20 protein-coding genes and 1 pseudogene are annotated in these 21,501 nt (G+C 64.0%); 13 read left to right on the top strand and 8 right to left on the bottom strand.

Translation table 11 applies throughout. The features are described from left to right. Positions 1–94: 94 nt before the first annotated feature. The 3 genes from V5E97_RS35720 to dnaK all read left to right on the top strand — a co-directional run bounded on the left by V5E97_RS35720 (position 95) and on the right by dnaK (position 4,049). Complete coding sequence (locus V5E97_RS35720; RefSeq protein ID WP_406696310.1) at positions 95–1,111, top strand: YfdX family protein; 1,017 nt, start codon at positions 95–97, stop codon at positions 1,109–1,111. A gap of 246 nt (positions 1,112–1,357) precedes the next feature. Beyond that, positions 1,358–1,969: an HdeD family acid-resistance protein gene (locus V5E97_RS35725; RefSeq protein ID WP_406696311.1), complete on the top strand. Its 612-nt coding sequence runs from the start codon at positions 1,358–1,360 to the stop codon at positions 1,967–1,969. Between the two features lie 139 nt (positions 1,970–2,108). Next, positions 2,109–4,049, top strand: a complete 1,941-nt coding sequence (dnaK, locus tag V5E97_RS35730) for a molecular chaperone DnaK (protein WP_406696312.1) — start codon at positions 2,109–2,111, stop codon at positions 4,047–4,049. 132 nt (positions 4,050–4,181) lie between these two features. On the opposite strand, the gene V5E97_RS35735 is transcribed toward dnaK, so the two are convergent. The 3 genes from V5E97_RS35735 to V5E97_RS35745 all read right to left on the bottom strand — a co-directional run bounded on the left by V5E97_RS35735 (position 4,182) and on the right by V5E97_RS35745 (position 5,728). Then, the gene (locus V5E97_RS35735) at positions 4,182–4,739 is read right to left on the bottom strand and encodes a transposase (protein WP_406696313.1); all 558 of its coding nucleotides are present in this window, start codon (positions 4,737–4,739) and stop codon (positions 4,182–4,184) included. A 174-nt stretch (positions 4,740–4,913) separates the two neighbouring features. After that, entirely contained in the window at positions 4,914–5,225 is a 312-nt protein-coding gene (locus V5E97_RS35740) for a hypothetical protein (protein ID WP_406696314.1), read from the bottom strand. Between the two features lie 5 nt (positions 5,226–5,230). Then, complete coding sequence (locus V5E97_RS35745; protein WP_406696315.1) at positions 5,231–5,728, bottom strand: hypothetical protein; 498 nt, start codon at positions 5,726–5,728, stop codon at positions 5,231–5,233. Positions 5,729–6,183: 455 nt separating this feature from the next. On the opposite strand from V5E97_RS35745, the gene V5E97_RS35750 reads away from it, so the two are divergent. Continuing rightward, positions 6,184–6,324, top strand: coding sequence for a hypothetical protein (locus tag V5E97_RS35750; RefSeq protein WP_406696316.1), 141 nt, complete (start codon positions 6,184–6,186; stop codon positions 6,322–6,324). 313 nt (positions 6,325–6,637) lie between these two features. Here the strand turns inward: V5E97_RS35750 and V5E97_RS35755 are convergent, their stop codons facing one another. Then, on the bottom strand, positions 6,638–7,288 hold the full coding sequence (locus tag V5E97_RS35755; RefSeq protein WP_406696317.1) for a hypothetical protein: 651 nt from the start codon (positions 7,286–7,288) through the stop codon (positions 6,638–6,640). Positions 7,289–8,080: 792 nt separating this feature from the next. Here V5E97_RS35755 and V5E97_RS35760 point away from each other — a divergent pair. From V5E97_RS35760 to V5E97_RS35775, 4 genes are all read left to right on the top strand, one after another. Then, positions 8,081–9,226, top strand: a complete 1,146-nt coding sequence (locus tag V5E97_RS35760; RefSeq protein ID WP_406696318.1) for a sensor histidine kinase — start codon at positions 8,081–8,083, stop codon at positions 9,224–9,226. A 40-nt stretch (positions 9,227–9,266) separates the two neighbouring features. Further along, positions 9,267–9,710, top strand: a complete 444-nt coding sequence (locus tag V5E97_RS35765) for a response regulator (protein WP_406696319.1) — start codon at positions 9,267–9,269, stop codon at positions 9,708–9,710. A gap of 87 nt (positions 9,711–9,797) precedes the next feature. Next, positions 9,798–12,911 carry a PAS domain S-box protein gene (locus V5E97_RS35770; protein WP_406696320.1) on the top strand — a complete coding sequence of 1,038 codons (3,114 nt, stop codon included), beginning with the start codon at positions 9,798–9,800 and terminating at the stop codon, positions 12,909–12,911. Between the two features lie 585 nt (positions 12,912–13,496). Then, positions 13,497–14,036 (top strand): general stress protein, encoded by a 540-nt coding sequence (locus tag V5E97_RS35775; RefSeq protein WP_406696321.1) that lies wholly within the window; start codon positions 13,497–13,499, stop codon positions 14,034–14,036. Positions 14,037–14,399: 363 nt separating this feature from the next. Here the strand turns inward: V5E97_RS35775 and V5E97_RS35780 are convergent, their stop codons facing one another. Together V5E97_RS35780 and V5E97_RS35785 are read right to left on the bottom strand one after the other, a co-directional pair. Then, positions 14,400–14,594, bottom strand: a complete 195-nt coding sequence (locus V5E97_RS35780; protein ID WP_406696322.1) for a hypothetical protein — start codon at positions 14,592–14,594, stop codon at positions 14,400–14,402. Positions 14,595–14,860: 266 nt separating this feature from the next. Then, positions 14,861–15,250 carry an Hsp20/alpha crystallin family protein gene (locus tag V5E97_RS35785; RefSeq protein WP_406696323.1) on the bottom strand — a complete coding sequence of 130 codons (390 nt, stop codon included), beginning with the start codon at positions 15,248–15,250 and terminating at the stop codon, positions 14,861–14,863. A gap of 589 nt (positions 15,251–15,839) precedes the next feature. On the opposite strand from V5E97_RS35785, the gene V5E97_RS35790 reads away from it, so the two are divergent. Next, entirely contained in the window at positions 15,840–16,778 is a 939-nt protein-coding gene (locus V5E97_RS35790; RefSeq protein WP_406701271.1) for an IS66 family transposase, read from the top strand. Positions 16,779–16,811: 33 nt separating this feature from the next. Further along, positions 16,812–17,174 carry a hypothetical protein gene (locus V5E97_RS35795; protein WP_406696324.1) on the top strand — a complete coding sequence of 121 codons (363 nt, stop codon included), beginning with the start codon at positions 16,812–16,814 and terminating at the stop codon, positions 17,172–17,174. A 117-nt stretch (positions 17,175–17,291) separates the two neighbouring features. Here the strand turns inward: V5E97_RS35795 and V5E97_RS35800 are convergent. Then, positions 17,292–18,452: pseudogene (locus tag V5E97_RS35800) on the bottom strand (recombinase family protein); the annotation flags it as partial. A gap of 211 nt (positions 18,453–18,663) precedes the next feature. Here V5E97_RS35800 and V5E97_RS35805 point away from each other — a divergent pair. From V5E97_RS35805 to V5E97_RS35815, 3 genes are all read left to right on the top strand, one after another. Further along, positions 18,664–19,203: an IS66 family transposase gene (locus tag V5E97_RS35805; RefSeq protein ID WP_406696325.1), complete on the top strand. Its 540-nt coding sequence runs from the start codon at positions 18,664–18,666 to the stop codon at positions 19,201–19,203. A gap of 636 nt (positions 19,204–19,839) precedes the next feature. After that, entirely contained in the window at positions 19,840–20,547 is a 708-nt protein-coding gene (locus V5E97_RS35810) for a zinc metallopeptidase (protein WP_406696326.1), read from the top strand. 15 nt (positions 20,548–20,562) lie between these two features. Beyond that, positions 20,563–20,778, top strand: a complete 216-nt coding sequence (locus V5E97_RS35815; protein WP_406696327.1) for a DUF2905 domain-containing protein — start codon at positions 20,563–20,565, stop codon at positions 20,776–20,778. Positions 20,779–20,793: 15 nt separating this feature from the next. Here the strand turns inward: V5E97_RS35815 and V5E97_RS35820 are convergent, their stop codons facing one another. After that, complete coding sequence (locus V5E97_RS35820; RefSeq protein ID WP_406696328.1) at positions 20,794–21,447, bottom strand: nucleotide exchange factor GrpE; 654 nt, start codon at positions 21,445–21,447, stop codon at positions 20,794–20,796. Positions 21,448–21,501 lie beyond the last annotated feature (54 nt).

Raw genomic sequence — 21,501 nt, forward strand, 5'->3', positions numbered from 1 at the left:
GGAAGGATCCTGTTTTCAATAGCAGCCCCGGGTTATCGAACGTCTCTTGCGCACCACGGGTTTACAGCCAATCGAGGGTTGAGGAGACAAGATCATGCGAAACCGTTATCTGGGGTCGACGTTGACGTGGCGGCTTCTGACCGCAGGCCTGGTGGCCTTCACGTTTATCGTTCTGCCGGCGTGGGGGCAAGAGCAGCCCTCCGCCTCCAAAGAACAGGACAAGGAGGAACAACGCATCGTCCGAACCTTCGGCACCGAGAAGGGGTATCGTACCGAGTTGGTGAGCGAAACCACGGGGAAACTGACCCAAGAGGACCAGCGGCAGCTCTCACTGCTGATGATTGATGTCTTGGAGCATGTCGACAAGGGGCGAATCGCGCTCGATGCCGATGAGACCAAGGACGCTCTCAAGGAAGTGAACAAGGGCCTCGAGGGGACCCAGGCGATCCGCAAGATGCTGCCCAAAACGATCCTCCGTACGAAGACGATCGCGCCCGATGGCAAACCGATCTTCGAGGACGAGCTCGTGGACCAGAACGACAGCATTCCCTTATACGCGGGGATTCTCCATGCCCGGACGTTGACTCCGATCGTGGAGGCACGACGGAATGCACTCACGGTCGCCGGCGTCCAGGTCGTCGAGTCGGAGCGGGTCATCACGGAGGCGATCGCCAAACTCGACCCGATCGAGGCCCAGCTCACGAAGGCGGCCAAGGCACTGGGCGAGAACAAGTCCGACGTCGCCACCAAGGCGCTGGCGATGGCCCTGGTCCGTGGCCTTGATTTCCGCTACACCAAGGAGGACTCGGAACTCATCTCCGCCCGGGACGCGCTCTGGTTTGCCAAGCGGGCCCTGGAAGAGAACAACGTCACGCAGGCCGCGGCGAACTTGAACGTCGCCCGCCAGCGGTTGGTGCTCTACCGGGAAGTGCTCCCGAATGACCATCGCAGGGATGTGGACGAACTGCTTCGCGACTTCGATCAAATGCAGGGCCAGCTCCGCCAGGAGAGGACCCAGCCCACCGCCACCCGCGCCGATCGGACACGCCAGGGCCAAACGGTGACGCAATGGTGGGACAAAGTCAACACTTGGTTCCGTCGCCATCTTTGATCGCCGCTTCCCGAGTCACGGGGACATCCGCCTCCCAATCGCGGGGGTCCGCCGGTGACTGCGACTGCGACTTCTACCGGGTGTCGGAAAGACCTCTCGAGTGAACCTCGACAACTCGGGAGGTCCTCGCCACTGACACGAGAAGTCCCTCGGTCCACCCGACGGTACGCCAGCCGCGGAGAGGAGCCACCGAATACGCGAATCCTCATCTTTGCTCGAATTTCCATTGAAGGAGAGGAGAAAGAAATGATTGTTTTGGCGCGTAGCTGGTGGGCCCTGGCGTTGCGGGGCCTCGCCGCTGTGCTCTTCGGGATCATGGCCTTCGCCTGGCCGGGGATCACCCTGGCCAGTCTGATCCTCGTCTACGGCGTCTTCGCCCTGGTGGGCGGCATCTTCGCGATCGCCGCGGCCATCGCCGGCCGACCCCAGGGGGGGCAGCCGTGGTGGGCCTTGCTCATTGATGGTCTCCTGGGCATCGCCGTGGGAATCGTGGCGTTCGCCTGGCCGGGGCTCACGGCGCTGGCGTTGCTCTACCTCATCGCCTTCTGGGCCGTCTTCACGGGCGTTCTCCAGGTCATCGCGGCCGTCCAGCTCCGCAAAGAGATCCAAGGCGAATGGCTGCTAGCGTTGGGCGGCATCCTGTCCGTCCTATTTGGAGTAGCGCTGGTCGTCAGACCAATGGCCGGAGCCCTGGCCGTCATCTGGCTGATCGGTGCGTACTCGATCGCCTTCGGCGTGCTGATGATCGTCCTCGGATTCCGGCTGCGGAACTGGTCGCATCAGATGATCCCTGGAATCGGCCACCCCGTGATCGATCCGAGCGATTCGATCACCAAGCGGCCGCCGAACTTCGCATGATCATCATCAGAAATCGCAGCAAAGACCGACTAATCCACTCGTCCCCTTTTTTTGCCCTCGCGGAGCTCGTTCCCGTTCCAACGGATCGTGACCTGGACTCTGGTTCCTGGCTCGTCAGACACTCGAGAGGAGGTTCACCGTGGCAGAAGGCGAAAAGATTATCGGTATCGACTTGGGGACGACCAACAGCGTCGTGTCAGTCATGGAGGGGGGCGAGCCGACCGTCATTCCCAACCAAGAGGGCAGCCGACTGACCCCCTCGGTCGTCGCGTTCACCAGCAAGGGAGAAGTCCTCGTCGGCGAGCCGGCCAGGCGCCAGGCCATCACCAACCCCAAGGGGACGGTCTATTCCATCAAACGGTTCATGGGCCGCCGCCACAAGGAAGTCGCCACCGAGGAGAAGATGGTCCCCTACGAGATCGTCGGCTCGCCCGACGACTTCGTCAAAATCCGGGTGGGCAGCAAGGAGTACACGCCCCCCGAGATCTCGGCCTACATCCTCCGCAAGCTGAAGGAGGCCGCCGAGAGCCACCTCGGACACAAGGTCCGCAAGGCGGTGATCACCGTCCCCGCCTACTTCAATGACAGCCAGCGCCAGGCCACCAAGGACGCCGGCCAGATCGCCGGCCTGGAGGTCGCGCGGATCATCAACGAGCCGACCGCCGCGGCCCTGGCCTACGGACTCGACAAGAAGAAGAACGAGAAGATCGCCGTCTTCGACCTCGGCGGCGGGACGTACGACATCTCGATCCTCGACGTCGGTGACGGCGTCTTCGAGGTCCTCTCCACCCACGGCGACACCCACCTGGGGGGCGACGACTGGGACGAGTCCCTGATCAACTACATCGCCGACGAGTTCAAGAAGGAACAGGGGGTCGACCTTCGCAAAGATCAGATGGCGCTCCAGCGGCTCAAGGAGGCCGCCGAGAAGGCCAAGAAGGACCTCTCCTTCCAGACGCAGGCCGACATCAACCTCCCGTTCATCACGGCCGATCAGAATGGACCCAAGCACCTGACGATGACGATCACCCGGGCCCAGTTCGAAAAACTGACCGACCAACTTTTCGAGCGCGTGAAGCCCCCGGTCCGCAAGGCGCTCGAAGACGCCAAGCTCACCCCGGCAGACATCCACGAGGTTGTGCTTGTTGGCGGGTCGACCCGGATGCCGCGCGTCCAGCAGATCGTCAAGGAGATCTTCGGCAAGGAGCCCCACAAGGGCGTCAACCCCGACGAGGTCGTCGCCGTCGGCGCGGCGATCCAAGGCGCGGTCTTGACCGGCGAAGTCAAGGACCTGCTCCTGCTCGACGTCACCCCGCTCTCCCTGGGCCTGGAGACCAAGGGCGGCGTCTTCACCAAGCTCGTCGAGCGGAACACCACGATCCCGACCGAGAAGAAAGAGACCTTTACCACCGCCGAGGACAACCAGACCGCGGTCACGATCAAGGTCTACCAAGGGGAGCGGCCGATGGCGGCCGACAACCGGCTACTCAGCGAGTTCAACCTCGAGGGCATCGCGCCGGCCCGCATGGGAACTCCTCAAATTGAGGTGGCGTTCAACCTCGATGCCAACGGGATCCTCCAAGTCTCCGCCAAGGACAAAGGCACCGGCAAGGAGCAGTCGATCAAGGTCGAATCCTCCGGCGGCCTCACCAAGGACGAGATCGATCGGATGCAGCGCGACGCCTCCGCGCACGCCGCAGAGGACAAGCGCCGTCGCGACCTCGCCGAGGCCCGCAACAGTGCCGAACAGCGCGTCTACCAGTTGGAAAAACTGCTCGAGGAGAGCAAGGAGAAGCTCTCGGAATCCGATATGGCCGCAGTGCGCAGCGCCATCGCCAAGGTCAACGAGGTGAAAACCGGGGAAGACACGGCCGCGATCAACCAGGCGATCGAAGACCTCCAGCGGGCCAGTCAAGCCATGTCCGAACACCTCTACGCCGCATCGGCCGCACCCGGTGGCCAGACCGCAGGAGCGGCGAGCGGAGCCTCCGCAGCGTCGAACGGAGGTGCCCAAGCGGGCCAAGGGAGGAAGCAGGGTGACGAAGAGGTCATCGACGTCGAATTCGAGCAAAAGGCTTAGACCGTCTAACAAGACTCTATGGGGTGGGCGTGTCGCCCGCTCTTCGTCCTCGCTTGAGGAAGACAGGGAGCTGACCTCTTGGCTGATTTCGCTCGCCCCCAAGGCGAGCGGGGAGCGTCAGCTCAATGGCACTTACTTTGGTTTTCTAGTAGGTTCTTTTGCTTTCTGTTTCATGAACTTGGTTGACTTTGCTCGGCGAGCGTGTGCTTGGCGTGGGTAACTGCGGTCGGGTCGGTTCGGGAGTACGGAATTGGCGGCCGATCGCAAAGCTTTTTCGTATCGCTCCTGCCACTCGGACGCCGAGCACGGTGGGCGCTGCAGGAGGTAGATCTTCATCGTCGTCCAAGTCCCTGTGAAACTCAGACGACGCGGCTTGACTCCCGCGAGCTTCGCCGCCTCGCGACGCAATTCCACCACCAAATTGTAAGCAACCACACTGCACAATAGTTCTTTTTGAACCATCTCGTCGCTTTTCGCTCGAATATTTTCGATACCCATTGAGATCTTTATGTCTCGAATATCATGTTCGACATCGTAACGACGACGGTACATTTTTCCTGCCGCTTGACTCGCGAGTTCCAGGGTTGTTACCAAATACAAGGGCTCGCCGGTTTCCAATTTCACTTCGTGAAGATCGATCATCACGCGTGCATCGGCCGGCAAATCCGGGTTCGTTTTGTGCTCCTTCACCGAAGGAGTCCATTTCAGGCGGTATCGCACGCTGTGGGCCGTCTGACTGATGATTTGGCACGACGACGCATCGACTCGAAGCGGGTTTTGGTCAAGCGGAACAGGATGTCATGACCGGCAAGAACCATCGCGTGCGGGGACTTTCTCAGCGAGGGTGGACAAGCGCGGACAGTTTCAGTAGTGGTCGCGTAGGCAGTAGGTGGCGCAGAAGTCCTTTTCCGGCAGAGCCTTGCTTCGGCTCCTCGGGCTGCCTTGGCCGCCCAAAGTGTCCGCGCTGTCCACTGGTCCTGGCATCGGCGGTGAGAAAGTCCCCGCGTGCGCGACCTGAAAGATCCCAAAGCCCGCATCCGCCATGACGATCGAACCGGTGGGGATCCTGAGACCGATCGCGGCGGCTTGGCGAGCTTCCGAAGTGTTGTTCGGGCCATACTTGGCCCCGAGTTCGGGAATCAGGGCACAGCCGCTTTGCAGCTCATGAGCGACCATCAACATCAGGATCGCCAGACCGATTCGCCGTACTGATTGGTGGCCGGCGGATAGGCATCCAGCAGCGGACTCGTGGGCGAGAGCGTCATGGTCGTACCGTCAATGAGAAAGATCCGACGGCCAGCGAACTCCGCCAGGGACGACTCAATCAAGGTCTGGCTGACGCGCTCGGCGAAGGCTCGAACAGTCTCCAAAGGCAAGCGCTTCCGTGCATGACTGTAGGCACCGGATCGTTCGGAAAGCGTGCCTTCGCGGACCCGCTTGTTTGCGGGCAGGAGATCTTTGTGGTTGGTGAGCACCTCCTTGATCACGGAAGTCATCGACGTGCCACCCCCAAGTCGCTGGAGCGTGAGCATCCAGAGAGTGACCAGCGTGGTGTAGACCGTGGTTGGGGAGACGTCGAGTGAATAGGCGGGGAATTCGTCTTTGGGGATGAGTCGACGGAGGAGTTCCACAGCGGATGTCAATTCGGACTCGGTCAGCGGCGTTTGAATGGGTTCCATGTGAGATCGGTCCTGACACTGTGGCAGTCATGAGCAAATGGCCAGGACAAGTGCGCAAATTTCATGCCAAAATGAGGTGGTCACACAAGATAGAGAAAGAAAGTGCCATTGAGCGTCAGCTCCCTGTCCCTCTCTCTTCTGCAGAGCCGAGACCTGGTGCGTTTCCTGGGACCGCGGGCGCCCCGCAGGGTATTGTGAGACGCTCTAAACTCGACTCTTGCCGTTTTCTGAAGCAGTTGCTGCTGAAAAATGACTCGCAACCCCTGCTGACCAGTTTTCAGGGCCCCCTGGCACAGAGGAGCCCTTCCAATACTCAAATGTGCAAATTGGTGTGCGCCGAAATTTCGGCGCCGCGCGGCGAAGCAGTCCTGTGTATTCTTGCGTCAGGGAGTTGTAGTACCACCCATGAGATCTCTCCAGGAACGGCAAGGGTCGAGCTAAGGAGTCAGCCCAAGATGTGGATCCTCGCCCTGCTCGCCTATTTCCTCCTCTTCGGCGTGCCCATCCTCGCTGTCATTGCCTTGGCGGCCGTCCTGGCGAAACTGGCCCCCCAGGACCCCCCGGCGGAGGGGGTGCCCGTCGACCGCGAGTCGTGACCGGCCGGCGGCACGAGTCATAGCCACCCAAGGATACCACGCGGCCCGTTCGTACCGGCGACTCAATTCCCCGTGGTACCGGCCATCTTGAGTTGCCACGCCGCACGCCTCCGACGCTCCACCACCGGGTCGAGTGGACGCAAGCCTTCGTATGTGTTCGTCCACGCGGCGGACTTGCCCGTGACGCCCTAGTGCCGGTGCAATGGCTGGCTACCCAGGGTGGCGGCCATCACAAAGCGGGCCGCTCATTGGTCGTGTTTCGAGTCCTGGTCGCCGCGCTCTGAATGCATCCCGTTTGCGCCAGGACGACTTATCATTTGCGCGAAGACGGCTCGTCTTCGGTAGCCAGCGACAGAATGGTGATTTCCTTGGCGTCGCCGAGCACGACGCGATACCGGCCGTGCTTTCGCCGTGCCGGACCGGACTGGTCCACTCCGGGCTCCGCCGCAGTCTCGGCGCGGCGGGTCATCTGGACCTCGACGACTTCGCCTACATCGATCCGGTCAGGCGGCGCCTCTTTCTTCTGGCCCGCCTCCTCGGAGTCGCCGCTCGCCTCGTAGACCTTGGTACGCGGCGAAAGCCAGACGATGTAGACGTTGCGTCGGCTGGTGTCATCATCTTCATCACCGTCTTTGGCCTGGTCCTTGTCTTTGTCTTTGCCCTCGTCTTTTCGATCGGCATCCCCCCGCTTCGACGCGTCACCCTGCCCATCCTTCGGCGTCTCGACGATGGTCAGATAGGTAGCCGCCACCAGGACCGCCTGCTTCGTCTGGTAGTCGATCGCCAGCTCACCCTCGGCGTTTACCTCGGCGATCACCCCGCGAACCGTGATCGTCTCCCCACGGGCCTTGTCCTTCTCCTGGTTCTGATCGCCGTTTGCAGCTTTGTTGTCCTGGGCCCAAACACCCGAGGCCAGCGCAATCCCGAGGCCGCATGCGGCCACCACTGCGAGCACTTTTCTCATCGGAGTTCCCCTTTGACTGCAGTACTCGGTTCCGAGTTTCGGAACGGCTTGTCATCGACCCGGGCCCTTCGATGCAACGAGTGTACCGGGCCGAAAGAGTCGGGACGGAGCGTCGTGATGGGCAGCCTCATCCCCCGCCTGAGCACGCAGTTGGGAGAGACGATTGCCGTCCTCGCGGCGGAGGACGCGGCGGGCGGAGCAGCGTCCCGACCGGTTCCACCTGACGTTTTGGCGTGATCATGGCGATCGAGGGACATCTTGGCGGACCTGGCGACATGGACAGCCCGGGCATGACCCTCCGCCGACGGCCGAACGGCCAGTGTCCCTCCGGGGGCGCGACTCCCGTCGAGGCTTGGCTCAAGCGATGACCCCTTCAGCATCGATCGGGTCGTACGTGACCCCGGAGGGGATGTGAGATAGACACACGCGGATGACAGGGATGTACAACCGTGAGCGCCGACCCACGGACCGTGACTTGAATGTCACCGCACACTCCGATATCGGGTTAATATTCAGCTCGCCGCCGAGCGCGGCAGGGGCACCCTCACGCGTGTGCCGGCGGGAGCGACTGGATCCTCGTCGGTTGCGCCGACACCGGGTGCTGCTGCCCCTTCGTGAGCCCCTTCACAGGGCCGGACCAATCATCCAGGATCTTGCAGACGCGCGGCCTTCCATCGCTCGTCCGGGTAGAATAATGCCGCTCCTGCGGGGTAGGCTAATGTCTGATCGGTATTCCCCAAGAGAAGCTTCCCGCCCGGCCCGGCGGGGAATCGGGGGTGTCCTTTGCCGGCCATGCGTCCCTTCGCACAGAGCATCGTCGAGACCGTCCGCGAGCCCCTCCTCGTGCTCGACGCCGAGTTGCGGGTGTGGGAGGCCAACATCAGCTTCTACCAGGCGTTCCGGGTCTCCCCGGGGCAGACGGAGGGCCGGCCCATCCACGAGCTGGGGGCCGGCCAGTGGGACATCCCCCCGCTCCGCCGACTGCTGGACGAGGTCAACGCCACGGGCCGGGCGTTCCGCGACTTCGAGGTGGACCACGACATCCCCGGGCTCGGCCGCCGGGCCATGCTGCTCAACGCCCGACGGATCCACCGCGAGGACGACCATGCCCCCATGATCCTGCTGGCGATCGAGGACGTGACGGAGCAGAAGCAAGCCCGGGAGGAACTCCGGCGGTTGAACGCGGAGCTAGAGCACCGCGTCCGCGAGCGGACGGCCCAGCTCGAAGCGTCCAACAAGGAGCTGGAGGCGTTCTGCTACTCGGTCTCGCACGACCTCCAGGCCCCGCTCCGGGCCATCGACGGCTTCAGCCAGGAACTGCTCGCCAGCCATGCGGGGCAGCTGGATGACCAGGGCCGGCACTACCTGGAGCGGATCCGGGCGGGCGGCCAGCGGATGGCCCAGCTCATCGCCGACCTACTCCAGCTCTCGCGGCTTTCCCGCAGCGAGATGCAGCAACAGCGGGTCGACCTGAGTGGCGTGGCCCGGGAGGTCGCGGACGACCTCCGCCAGCGGGAGCCCGGGCGCGACGTCAGCTTCGTCATCGAGCCGGGCGTCAGCGGCTTCGGAGACCCCCGCCTGCTGCGGCTCGTGCTCGAGAATCTGCTCGGCAACGCCTGGAAGTTCACCGCCAAGCAACCGCGGGCGACCATCGCGTTCGAGCGGGCCGAGACTGAGGGCGGGCGGGCCTACGCTGTGCGGGACGACGGCGCGGGTTTCGACATGGCCTTCGCCGGCAAGCTCTTCGGGGCCTTCCAGCGGCTGCACAGCGACCGCGACTTCCCCGGCACCGGCATCGGCCTGGCCATCGTCCAGCGGGTCATCCACCGCCACGGCGGCCGCGTCTGGGGCGAGGGGGCCGTGGAGCGAGGGGCATCGTTCTCGTTCACCCTCCCCCCTCGGCCGTCAGCACCGACAAGCGACCGCCCTGAGCCGTGAGCGCGGCCCTCCTTTCTTTGACGGCCCCGAGGAGTCCACTATGCAAACCAAAGTGATCCTGCTGGTCGAGGACAACCAGGACGACGAGGAGCTGGCCCTGCTGGCCTTCCGGAAGAGCAACATCGCCAACAAGGTCGTCGTCGCCCGCGACGGCGCCGAGGCCATCGACTACCTGTTCGGCGCCGGATCCCACGCCGGGTGCGACTCGCCCGTCCTGCCGCAGCTCGTGTTGCTGGACCTCAAGCTGCCGAAGTTCGACGGCCTGGAGGTCCTGAAGCGGTTGCGGGCCGACCCGCGCACGAGGCGCCTGCCGGTGGTCGTCCTCACCTCCTCGCGGGAGGAGCAAGACCTGATCGAGAGCTACGACCTGGGGGCAAACTCCTACGTCCGCAAGCCGGTGGACTTCGCCCGGTTCGCGGAAGCCGTGCAGCAACTCCAGATGTACTGGTTGGTGCTGAACGAGGCGCCCCCGAGTGGTGATTGAACGCCGGCACCGGTCACCCTGCCGGTCGGTCGAGCACAGCGGCGGCGCCGGGCACTCGGGTAGAGCTTCCCCACGCAGGAGTTCGACATGAGTATGGCCCGGCCGCTTCGTGTCCTGATCGTCGAAGACTCCCCGGACGACGCGGAGTTGATGCTGCTCGAACTCCGGCGAGGGGGTCTCGACCCGTCGTGGCAGCGGGTCGAGACCGTCGAGGAGTTGCGTGCCGCCCTCGCGCAAGGGACGTGGGAGGTCGCCCTCTGGGACTACACGCTGCCGGGCTTCGATTCCATGGCCGCGCTGCCGCTACTGCAGCAAACGGCCGAGGACCTGCCCTACATCGTGGTCACTGGCACCCTCGGGGAGGAACAAGCGGCCCAACTCATGAGGGCTGGGGCCGACGACTATCTCCTCAAGACAAACCTCGCCCGGCTGGCCCCCGCAGTGGAGCGGACGCTGCGGGAGGCGGCGGTCAGGCGGGCACACCGAGCGGCGGAGCGGGAGGCGTACCGGCTCGCGGCCATCGTCCAGTCCTCCCAGGACGCCATCATCGGCACGACTCTGGAGGGCACCATCACCAGTTGGAACCCGGCCGCCGAGCGGCTCTTCGGATACACCGCCGCCGAGACAGTGGGGCAATCGATCAACCTGATCATCCCGCCCGGTCTGCAAGAGGAGGAGCGTTCAATACTGGAGCGGCTGCGGTGGGGCGAACGGGTCGAGCACTTTGAAACCGTGCGTGGCTCCAAAGAGGGCCGGCGCATCCCGATTTCCTTGACCGTCTCGCCCCTCCGGGACGACGCAGGTCGGGTCGTCGGCGCGTCCAAAGTCGCGCGTGACATCACCGAGCGCAGGCGGGCCGAGGCGGCACTGCACGAGAGCGAGGTCCGCTTCCACAACATGGCCGACCACGCCCCGGTGATGATCTGGGTCACGGACGCCACGGGGGCTTGCACGTACCTGAACGAGTGCTGGTGCCGGCTCACCGGCATGCGGCCCGAGCAGGGCTTCGGTGCCGGCAGATGGGAGGCCGTCCACCCCGACGACCGGGAAAAGATGCTGTCGGTCTTCCGGGCGGCCAGCGAGAGGCGCGAGCCGTTCCGGCTGGCGTTCCGGCTCAGGCGCCACGACGGTGACTACCGCTGGGCCATCGACTCGGGGGCGCCGCGCTTGGGGGCGTCCTGGGAGTTCCTGGGCTACGTCGGCTCGGTCCTGGACGTGACGGAGGAGAAGTGCAAGGAGGAGGCTCTCAGGCGGAGCGAGTCACTGCTGGCCGAGGCCCAGCAGTTGGCCCACCTCGGAAGCTGGAACTGGGACCTGACGAGCGGCGCCTTCCACTGGTCGGACGAGCACTACCGCATCTTCGGGTTCGAGCCGCAGGAGCCGCCCATCACGCTGGACCGGGCCTTGGACCGGGTCCACCCCGAAGACCGGGCGCGATTCCAAGACCTGTTCGATCAGACGATCCGGGACCGCCGGCCCTATGAATGCACCTTCCGCCTGATTCTCGATGACGGGGCGGTGCGGATCGTGCAGTCGCGGGGACGACCTGCGGTCAATGAAGGGGACGAGCTTGTCCGCATGTTCGGGACCATTCAAGATGTCACCGAACGGACGCAGACCGAACAGGCGCTCCGCGAGAGCGAGGAGCGTTTCCAGGTCGCGCTCAGCGCCTCCCCGGGCATCGTGGTCTTCGGCCAGGACATGGCCCTGCGTTACACCTGGGCCTACAACCCGCAGTTCGGGGATACCGTCGAAGATTTGCTCGGGAAGACGGACGCCGAGATCCTGAATCAAGAGGACGCTGCACGAGTCACCGCTGTCAAGCGGAGGGTGCTGCACGGCGGCGTCAGGGTGCGTGAGGAGATGACGATCACCCGCGAGGAGACGCGAACCTATGACCTGACCGTCGAGCCGTTACGCGACCCCAGCGGTCAGGTCACCGGGATTACCTGTGTTGCGGTGGACATCACCCACCGCAAGCGGCTGGAGAAGGCGCTGCTCCGGGCCAAGGAGGCGGCGGAGGCGGCGAACCGGGCCAAGGATGAGTTCCTGGCCAACGTCAGCCACGAGATCCGCACCCCCTTCGGCGCCATCCTCGGCATGACCGAGCTCGTCCTCGACACATCCCTGACCGACGACCAGCGGCAATGCCTGGAGACGGTGAAATCGGAGGCCGACAGCCTCCTCCACCTCGTCGAGGAACTGCTCGACTTCGAGAAGATCGAGGCCGGCAAGCTCGACCTCGTTCCGGCCGACTTCTCGCTCCGGACGATGATGGCCGACACCCTGCGGGCCCTGGCCGAGCGGGCCCGGATGAAGGGGCTGGAGCTGGAGTGGATCGTCGAGCCGGACGTGCCCGACGCCTTGGTCGGCGACGCGGACCGGCTGCGCCAGGTGCTGCTCAACCTGGTCAGCAACGCCGTCAAGTTCACCAAGCGCGGTGAGGTGGCCGCCCGGGTGCAAGTCGTCGAAGGTCCGGCGCCCGGCGAGGAGATCGTCCTGCGTTTCACGGTGCGCGACACCGGCATCGGCATTCCGCCCGACGCCCGGGAGCGGATCTTCCGGGCCTTCGAGCAGGCGGACAGCTCGACCACGCGGGAATTCGGCGGCACCGGGCTGGGCCTGACCATCTCCGCGCGGCTGGTCGGCCTGATAGGCGGCGAGATCCGCGTCGAGAGCGAGCCGGGCGAGGGCAGTACCTTTGCCTTCACGGCGCGCTTCGGGCGGCAGCCGCACCCCTCGGAGAAAGTCGACGCTCAGCCGGCGGTCGCGGTCCACGAGGCTGCACCGACTGCGGCGGCGGCACCGCTGCGCATCCTTGTGGCCGAGGATAGCGGGTTCAACTCACGGCACATCGATCGGCTGCTCGGGCGGCGGGGACACCTCGTGAGAGTGGCGACCGACGGCCGCCAGGCCCTGAACCTCCTCGGAGAAGACGCCTTCGACCTCTTGCTCTTGGACCTCCACATGCCGGAACTCGACGGCTTCCAGGTCGCGAGGGCGATCCGGGAGAGGGAGCGGGCCGCCGGGGGGCACCTGCCCGTCATCGCCCTGACCGCCAGAGCTCGGCCGGAGGACCGCGAGCGCTGCCTCACGGCCGGCATGGACGACTACCTCTCCAAGCCGGTCCGGGCAGCGGAGCTGTTCGCGACGATTGACCGAGTGGTCTCCGGGTACGGCGGTCCAGGACCCGGGAGCTGACTCGCCAAGTGGACGGCCTGTCGCTCGAGAGTCACTCCCGAGCCGGGTGAGGGCGGCAAGCCAGACGGACCGGCTGGCTCAATCCTTGGTCGCCGATGAAGCTGTGCTCAAACGGATCGCGCCGCAACCGCTCAGGTGGCTCCCACTGGCCCGAAAAAGTGGTACCCATCCTGACCGAAACCGACACCCGGGAACCAAGCCAAAACGAATCCCCGGCCCGGCTCAGTTCGGCGCGGGGCAGGGGTAGGTCAATTTCCGACGACGGACGCCCGATCCAGCAGGAAAGTGCCCGGCGGGGCTTGCGAAGAGTATGCCAAGATGTCACTCGAACGGGAGGTGACCGACAAAATGACCCGTGGGCCGACGGTCGTTCCGATTTCGATGGGACCGACGCTCTGCGTTCTCCGCACTCGCTTTTCGCCTTCCAATTGCGGGTTGGCACCCGTGCTGGAGGCCCTTTTATCGATGGTGACTCCGCTCCCGCATGGCTCGGCGCACCCATTGCGGCCAGGAAGGCCGTCGTTTCCAACGACATCCCGTGGGTAATCCTTGACTCGGTGGATCTCCATTCATGAGGAGACAACGATGAGTCAGGCAGAGACCGCTTTCGCTTCGCGCGTCATTGCCGTCTATCCCGATCATGCCTCGGCCGAGAATGCCGTCCGGCGCCTACTCAAGAGCGGGTTCCCGATGAAGGACTTGTCGATCGTGGGCCGCGACTGCCAGGTGTCCGAGGAGCCGATCGGCCTCGTTACGACGGGAGACTATGCCTCGGTCGGTGCCGCGACTGGCGCGTGGGTCGGCGGGATCTTCGGCCTGCTCCTCGGGGCGGCGTTCCTCGTCCTGCCGGGCGTCGGGCCAGTGGTCGTCGCGGGACCGCTGTCCGTGGCGCTGCTGGGCGGGTTGGAGGGTGCGCTGGCAGGTGCGGCACTGGGGGCCCTGACAGGTGCACTGGTCGGCTGGGGCGTCCCCAAGGACCAGGCGCTCAAGTACGAAGCTCAGGTCAAGGCCGGCAAGTTCCTCGTGATCGCACGCGGCACTCCCGAGCAGATCGAGCGAGCCAAGTCACTGCTGGACGAAGGGCAAAACGAGGGGGTCGAGGTGTTCGAAATCGTAGCGGCCTGACCATGGAAGTAGCCGGCTGAACCGTGGCGACCGCGGCGAACCGCGTCAGACTGGCGGCGACCCTTCGCGTGCACGACGAATCTGATTCTCAATAAGCATCTGGTCAAGATCTTCTTTGATCTACTGATCTTTGGGTGACCGCGGAGGCTTGCAACTGCGGCCACCCAGAAATCCACGATGAACCGCGACCCGATGCTGAGTCAAGGAGGCGATGCGGATCAGTGAGGGGCAAGGCGCTCACCTTGAGTTCAACTCGGTTGCGGGTCCGTCAGGTCAAGCCCAGACCTGCCCAAGAGGGTCCTCTCCTGACCTTCGATTCGGCCCCCGTTGGATCGGGGTGATGCTCAGCGTAAGAATCTCGATTCAGACTGCGGAAGTTATGGTGAGTTTTTCGGCGACCTCCGTGTGCTCGCCGATCACTCTGAGGGTCTCCCCGTCCTTCAGCTTGACGATGGTGACTCGATGAGGATCGGCCGGATCCGGACGTATACTCATGATAAAGTCCGGGTTCAGGTAAACGCTCGTTGCGGTCACGCTGTCAATGAACGGAACGATCATCGGACATTCTCCATTGGGGTTTGCCGCTCTGCGGCTGCGCTCGTCACCTCGAGTCTCGCCGGCGTTCGGCCCTCAATCATCAACGGGCTCCGCGTTGTCTTGAGCTGGGGCGACTTGACTGAAACGATCCCTTCGACCACCGAGGTTTCCCCCTCACACGACCCAGGGGGCTGGTGACCCGACGAGCGCCACGGCGATCAGGACGAGCTGGACGCTCCGACCGTCTGAGGTTGGGCCTGCTCGCTGCCTTGTGCCTGGCCGCCACCTCACGATTGGGCGCCTCCCTGTGGCTGGCCGCCGGTTTGCGACTGGCCACCCACTTGCGCCCGGGCGCCAGGTTGCGACCGGCCGCCGATCCTGATTTCTTTCGGTTTAGCCTCCTCGGCCTCGGGCAGAACTAGCGTCAGCACGCCGTCCTCGAACTGGGCCTGTGCTTTGACAGGGCTGATCGGAGTAGGCAGGCTCACCGTCCGTTGGAACACGCCGTGACGGCGTTCCCGAATACGGTATTGGCTCTCCTGCCACTCATAGTCAGCCTTGATCTCGCCGCGAAACGTCACATCGTTCCCGTGGACCGTGATGTGAATATCTTCGGGGCGCATGCCTGGCAAGGACCCGCGGACGATGAACTCGTTCTCGTCCTCCAGGAGATCCAAGGGAGCATGAGTGCGTTGCCGTCGCCCGACATGCCGAGCGGACGCACAAAGCTTTCCCGGAACAACGAATTCTTCGCGTCCTGAAGGCTGATCATCTCGCGGAAGGGTTCGTAGCGCTGGATGGCCATGGATGCCGTTCCCCTTTCTCATTCAATGGGCTGGGCCTTGCGGAAGCAGGGACCCAACGGGGCCACTCGGTCGTTCGTCGCGCGTTCGGGATGGGCCGTGGACTAATTCAGGCCTCGCCCTTAGGAAAGCGGTCCACCCACGCGGCGGGAAGTTGGCTGGACATTCGTCGAAGGTGGTTCGGGCGGCCCGCCCGAGTTTTTTCCAACGGTCGAGCCGCCCGTTCCACTGTCCCATCTGCGAGGAATGATTCAGTGTGAGGCCCTTGAAGCATCAACCCTGCCCGGTCGGTTCCGGTTTGCCTTCGCGTTGAAGACGGGGTAGCCGTTCACAGTCCGGTATTGAAAGTTGCCGATGACGGCACTATATCTGCATTATGACGAATCCGCTGCCCATCCCTGACGACCTCTGGAGTACGGTGCCGCCCGACGCTCAGGCCGCCATCGCTGCAGTCTTTGTGGCGATGCAGCAGCGGCACGCCGACCTGGAAGCGCGGGTCAGCGATCTCGAAGCACGGCTCAAGCTCAACTCCACCAACTCGTCCAAGCCACCTTCGTCTGATCCGATCGGCCTGAAGCGGCGGCCGCCCGCTCCGGCCAGCGGCAAGAAGCGCGGTGGGCAACCGGGACATCGCAAATCCCACCGTGCCTTGGTGCCGCCTGAGAAGTTGCGCCAGACCATCCACTGCAAGCCGGAGGCGTGTCGCCGATGCGGTCAGGGGCTTCGGGGCGACGACCCCGAGCCGTTGATCCATCAGGTGGCCGAATTGCCCAAGATCGAGCCCCTCGTCGATGAATATCGACTTCATCGTCTCACCTGTCCCGGATGCGGTGAGACGACCTGCGGCGCCTTGCCCCCCGGTGTCCCGAGCGGTTGTTTCGGCCCTTACCTTCAAGCCGTCCTGGCCATGCTCGCCGGGGCCTATCGTCTCAGCAAACGGCAGATCCAGCAGGTCAGTTCCGATCTGTTTACCCTGTCGATCTCCACCGGGATGATCGCCAAGCTGGAACGGCAGTCGGCCGCGGCTCTGGAGGCTCCCTACAACGAACTGGCGCTGTCGGTCCATCAGGCCGAGGTGGCGAACATCGACGAGACGTCGTGGCGTGAGCAACTTCGCAAGGTCTGGTTGTGGGTGACGGTGACTCGCCTGACCACGGTCTTCACGATCGCCAAGAACCGCAGTGGCGCGATCGCCCGGGCGTTGTTGGGCAGTCAAGACGGCCAGGTCGTCACCAGCGACCGATTCAGCGCCTATGACTGGATCATGGCGTCCTGGCGGCAAATCTGCTGGGCTCACACCATCCGAACGCAATCGACAATTCGGCCGGCCCTCCGACGTGACTTCAGATCCATCCCCTTCACCATGACTCGGCCCCGTCCGTTCATCCGGGCCCAGGCGTGATGCCTCCCCTCCGGAATGGCCCAGGGGAATCACGTGCCGGATCTCCAGCGAGTCTTCCCCGACTATGACTCGGTCGATCAGCAACTGCAAGATCCCCTGCCGCTCTGTGAAGGTCGCCTCGTCGAGCCGGTCGCAGACTCGTCGGCAGAACGACTTGAGGTCTGCCCAGACGGCCTTCGCCGCTTGCCGCTCGGCGTGCAGTCGTTGTTCCTGGTCACGCTGTGTTGCAAGGACATGTCGATGCCATTGAATTTTCTCGCGACGTGCCTTCAGCTCGGCCAGATCGATCACCTCAGCTTGATAAGCGTCGACCAGCCGTTGTTCCTCCCGGTCGAGCCGCTGCAGTTGCAACTCCCAACGCCGGACCTCGCTTTGGCCGTCCTCCCGGGCCTGTGACGCTCCCAGAAATCCCTCGAATTGAGCGGCCAGCATCCCGGGGTCTTCCAGCAATGACTTGACATGGTCCCAGACGGCCGCGTCAAGCTCGGCGACCTTGGCCGGCGTCTGGGTACAGCGGCAGGCCCGGTCGCGGGCCACGGTGTCCTTACCGTGGCACTTGTAGTATCGGTGCGTGGCCTGCCCCGCCCCCCCGTATGTGGTGATGCCGAACATGGCCAGGCCGCACGTCCGGCAGGTTAGCAGGCACCTCAGCAAATAGCTGTTGCGGGTGTTGTTGCGAAACGACAGGCTCGAGTTCCTCGCGAGCTGCTCCTTCGCATCTTGATGCGTAGACGTATCGATCAAAGCTGGGGCACGGATCGGGATCCATTCCTCTCGCGGCCTCGGGCGCCGGCAGGTGGCCGTGCCCGCCCTGATCCCCTTCGACCGTGGCTTGCGCGGCACGACGAACACATGCCGATTGAGGTAGCCTTCGCCGATGTAGACCGGGTCGGACAGGACCCGATGCACGACGCTGGGCGACCAGAGCCGGCGGCCGCACCGCGGACGCCAAGGGCCTTCGGCGAGCCTCTTGAGGATCTGTCGGACGGTCACCCTCTCGTCGATAAGCCATCGGTAGAGGATTCGCACCACATCGGCCTCCGCCTCCTCGACCTCGAGGTGCGCCGGGACGCCGTCGCGGGCCGGGACGTAGCGGTAGCCGTAGGGGGCCTTACCGGCGATCCAGTGAACGTCCTTGGCCTTCTGGATCTTCCCACGGCGGAACCGCTCGGCGAGGACCGCCCGCTCATACTCGGCGATGGCGCCCTGGATTTGGAGCAGGAGCTGGTCGTGCGGGTCGTCTGAGATTGGCCGGTGGACGAATTCGACTTCGCAGGCGGCCCGGCGGAATTCCTCGAGCAGGAGGATCTGGTAGGCGTATCGGCGAGCGAGCCGATCCGGACTGAAGACAGCGACGACATCGAACTCGCCCTCGCGGGCGGCGTCACGGAGTCGGTCGAGGGCCGGGCGGTCGAGGCGTGATCCCGAATATCCTTCATCAATAAAAACGTGATCTTCTTTGAGATCATGGCTATTGGCCTGGGCCCAGGCGCGAAGGGCATCGAGTTGGCTAAGGATCGTCTGGTCACGCCCCTGCTTCGCGGTCGAGACCCTGGCATAAACGGCAGCTCTCATGATTAATATCCCCCACAGTGGTTGACGGAATGCCGGCGGCCTCCGGCCCGGCGCCGAGCAGGATCCGGATGGCCTGCTCGAGCCGGCGGGGGCCGTCATGGCGCGGGACGAATGCGGAGTGGATAGCCCACCCCGCAGGTCGAGGGTTGCGGGAATTCCGGCGCATCGATGAACCTCCTGATGAGAGGCCAAAGATGATCTTGCCGATACCGCCGGTCTAGGATCGACGGCGAGAGCGAGGTGAGTAGGGGTGGGTTGAGGACCTGAACGGAATGACAAGGGTTGCCCGCAGTTTATCGATTGCGTTCGGATGGTGCATCTTCGTCGCGACTTTCAGGCGATGATCGACCGGGGTGGTGGTAGCGAGCGGGTCGGACAGCGGTTGCTCGGATTGTCGAACCGACTGTTCCGGCACTGGCACCGGGTTCGTGACGGGACCGTGCCCTGGGACCAGTTCCAAGAGCGGATGAGCCGACTGCGACGGGAGGTCAAGAGGGTCCTTCAGGAGGGATCGCGGAGTTCGTGCGCCAAGACGGCCGCGACCTGCTTCGAGATCCTCAAGGTGGAGGAGGGCCTGTGGACGTTCGCTCGGGTCCGGGGCGTGGAGCCGACGAACAACGTGGCCGAACGCTCGTTGCGGCATGCGGTAATCTGGCGGCGGATCAGCGGCGGGACGGCCAGCGCGGAGGGGAGTCGGTTGGTGGAACGGATGCTGACCGTGGTGGCGACCTCTCGGCAACAGGGTCGTAGCGTCCTGGACTACTTGACCTCGTGTTTTGAAGCGGATCGTCGCGGTCACGCCGTCCCTTCTCTCTTGCCGGCCAGCACGTCAGACATCAAAGCCGCCTGATTTCACTTCTCCCGTCCTATGAACGGCTACAAGACGGGCACATCAATTAACACTTGTCCATTAGTAAGGCTTGTCTTTTGCCTCATGCAATTGGCGTGCCCGCGGGTAATCGCCGCCGGGGGTCATGGCGAATCTCGGCGTCAACACCGACGAATGGCAGGATTTACGCAATCGATGCCGGACCGAGGTCGGTTTACCAGCGCCTCGGCCGTCGTCGAAGCCCCGAGACACATTGTCCCCTGCGCTGAGGTGGTAGACAGTTTGTCGCCGCGCCGGCGGCCCCCAACGACTCGCCGAGAGGCACGGGAGCTCGTCTACGAACGGCCGAGTGGGGTTCCGGGGAAAGGCAACGAGCCGAATGCCCGGCGGCATGATTGTCGATCAGGACGTCGCCTCATCGATCTGGACAAATTGTCCCGCTCCTTGCGAAATCAGGTGCGTTCAGACTGAGACGTTCTTATAAACGTTTGCAGAGCGTCGCATTCTTGGGTACGGCAAGTCCTTGGATTTGTTGGACTTGTGATGAGCTCGCTGTGCCGCCACCCCGACTGGCATGCCCCTTGCCACCAAAGACAGTACGGAGGAGAGTCGACGCGAAACCAGTGACGTGTCTTAGGTATAACTCAGGATTCTCTGATGGTTTATGGGTCCGATCCGTTCTACTTAGTCTTTCTGGCTCCGGGCCTGCTGCTGGCTGCTTGGGCGTCATGGAAGGTGCAGCGAGCCTACGCCGAGGCACAAAAGGTCCCGGCCGCCTCCGGCGTGAGCGGCGCGGAGACCGCCCAGGTGATCCTCTCTCGCTTCGGGATGACGGCGGTTCGTATCGAGGTGGCCGAGGGATTCTTATCGGACCACTATGACCCGGTTGGGAAGGTCCTCCGGCTCAGTCCGGACGTCTACGAAGGGCGGACGCTGGCCGCGCTCGGGATCACGGCTCACGAAGCCGGGCATGCGCTTCAGGACGCGACTCATTACCCCCTCTTGAAGCTTCGCAACGGGATCGTCCCGCTGGCCGCCTGGGGTGGTAATCTGTCCTGGATCCTGATCCTCTTGGGATTCGCCCTCTCCAGCCTGAACCTGATCGTCATCGGAATCGTTGCCTTCTCGCTCACGCTGCTGTTCCAGATCATCAACCTCCCCGTTGAGTTCGATGCCAGCCAACGCGCTCGCCAGGCGCTGCGCTCCGTGGGTTTGATCGACCCGCGCGAAGAACTGGTCGTCAAGAAGGTCCTTTCAGCCGCGGCGCTGACATACGTGGCGGCGACCCTGACCAGCCTGCTTACCCTCGCCTATTACCTCTACCGTAGCGGCCTGCTCGGGTCGCACGAGCATGGCGAAACCTGACCGGGAACCCGTCCGATGAACATTGCCAAGGGACTTATCCTGGTAGGTATTGGACTCGTCGTCATCGGGGTCTTGTGGCCGCTGGGCGAGCGCATTGGCCTGGGCCGGTTGCCGGGGGACATCATCGTCCGAGGTCGGCGAACGACCTTTTACTTCCCTGTGGTCACTTGCCTCCTGCTCAGCATCCTCTTCTCCCTGCTCATGAGCCTGTTTCAGCGCCGAGCTCCGTAGGCGCTTCGGTCCCCGCTACAAGGTGGGTGACGACGCAACGACCACCTTGGCGGGACGCACGACTCGATCGTGCATGGAGTAGCCGGGTTGGAGAACCTCGACGACATGTCCCGCGGTCGCGTCGGCCCGGGGCTGTTGCTGCACGGCCTCATGCACGTCGGGGTCGAATGGTTGGTCCAAAGCGCCAATAGGGGTGAGGCCGAAGCGGCCGAGGATGTCGAGTAGTTGCGACCGAACCAGGGCCACCCCTTGGACCAGCGGGCCTTCCTCGCTCTGCTGCCTGGCGGCCTCCAGGGCACGCTCCAGGTTGTCCAGGACCGGGAGCAGCGCGCCGAGCAGAGGAGCGGGCGCATACCGCTGCTGTTCGGCTTGATCGCGCAGGAGACGCTTTCGGAAGTTCTCAGCATCGGCCTGGATGCGCTGAAGCTGGGCCAGATAATCGTCTCGCTGCTGTTCGGCGGCCGCGACCTGAGCCCGCAAGGTCTCCGGATCGGCCGGGCGCGCTGCTGAAGCCGTCCGCGCCTGCGTCTCTCCACCGACGGCTTGCTCTCCCCCCGCGGTCGCGTCCGAGGCCTTTTGGGCCTGCGGTGCTCCACCGATCGTTTTCTCCGCCCCTGAAGGTGGGGATTGGTCCTCCGTCGCGGGTGCGGACATCGTTCGGTCGGTCATGGATGAAGCTCCTTTCGAGTCGAGGCATTCCTGATGCCATCCCATCCGCACCGA

Source organism: Singulisphaera photorubra, from assembly GCF_045290345.1.
GTDB lineage: Bacteria > Planctomycetota > Planctomycetia > Isosphaerales > Isosphaeraceae > Singulisphaera.

What these genes read in the sequence shown, in the direction of transcription:
- V5E97_RS35720 (WP_406696310.1), top strand. Translation starts at nt 95, where the DNA reads ATGCGAAACCGTTATCTGGGGTCGACGTTGACGTGGCGGCTTCTGACC.
- V5E97_RS35725 (WP_406696311.1), top strand. Translation starts at nt 1,358, where the DNA reads ATGATTGTTTTGGCGCGTAGCTGGTGGGCCCTGGCGTTGCGGGGCCTC.
- V5E97_RS35740 (WP_406696314.1), bottom strand. Translation starts at nt 5,225, where the DNA reads ATGGTCGCTCATGAGCTGCAAAGCGGCTGTGCCCTGATTCCCGAACTC.
- V5E97_RS35745 (WP_406696315.1), bottom strand. Translation starts at nt 5,728, where the DNA reads ATGGAACCCATTCAAACGCCGCTGACCGAGTCCGAATTGACATCCGCT.
- V5E97_RS35750 (WP_406696316.1), top strand. Translation starts at nt 6,184, where the DNA reads ATGTGGATCCTCGCCCTGCTCGCCTATTTCCTCCTCTTCGGCGTGCCC.
- V5E97_RS35755 (WP_406696317.1), bottom strand. Translation starts at nt 7,288, where the DNA reads ATGAGAAAAGTGCTCGCAGTGGTGGCCGCATGCGGCCTCGGGATTGCG.
- V5E97_RS35760 (WP_406696318.1), top strand. Translation starts at nt 8,081, where the DNA reads ATGCGTCCCTTCGCACAGAGCATCGTCGAGACCGTCCGCGAGCCCCTC.
- V5E97_RS35765 (WP_406696319.1), top strand. Translation starts at nt 9,267, where the DNA reads ATGCAAACCAAAGTGATCCTGCTGGTCGAGGACAACCAGGACGACGAG.
- V5E97_RS35770 (WP_406696320.1), top strand. Translation starts at nt 9,798, where the DNA reads ATGAGTATGGCCCGGCCGCTTCGTGTCCTGATCGTCGAAGACTCCCCG.
- V5E97_RS35775 (WP_406696321.1), top strand. Translation starts at nt 13,497, where the DNA reads ATGAGTCAGGCAGAGACCGCTTTCGCTTCGCGCGTCATTGCCGTCTAT.
- V5E97_RS35780 (WP_406696322.1), bottom strand. Translation starts at nt 14,594, where the DNA reads ATGATCGTTCCGTTCATTGACAGCGTGACCGCAACGAGCGTTTACCTG.
- V5E97_RS35790 (WP_406701271.1), top strand. Translation starts at nt 15,840, where the DNA reads ATGCAGCAGCGGCACGCCGACCTGGAAGCGCGGGTCAGCGATCTCGAA.
- V5E97_RS35805 (WP_406696325.1), top strand. Translation starts at nt 18,664, where the DNA reads ATGGTGCATCTTCGTCGCGACTTTCAGGCGATGATCGACCGGGGTGGT.
- V5E97_RS35810 (WP_406696326.1), top strand. Translation starts at nt 19,840, where the DNA reads ATGGTTTATGGGTCCGATCCGTTCTACTTAGTCTTTCTGGCTCCGGGC.
- V5E97_RS35815 (WP_406696327.1), top strand. Translation starts at nt 20,563, where the DNA reads ATGAACATTGCCAAGGGACTTATCCTGGTAGGTATTGGACTCGTCGTC.
- V5E97_RS35820 (WP_406696328.1), bottom strand. Translation starts at nt 21,447, where the DNA reads ATGACCGACCGAACGATGTCCGCACCCGCGACGGAGGACCAATCCCCA.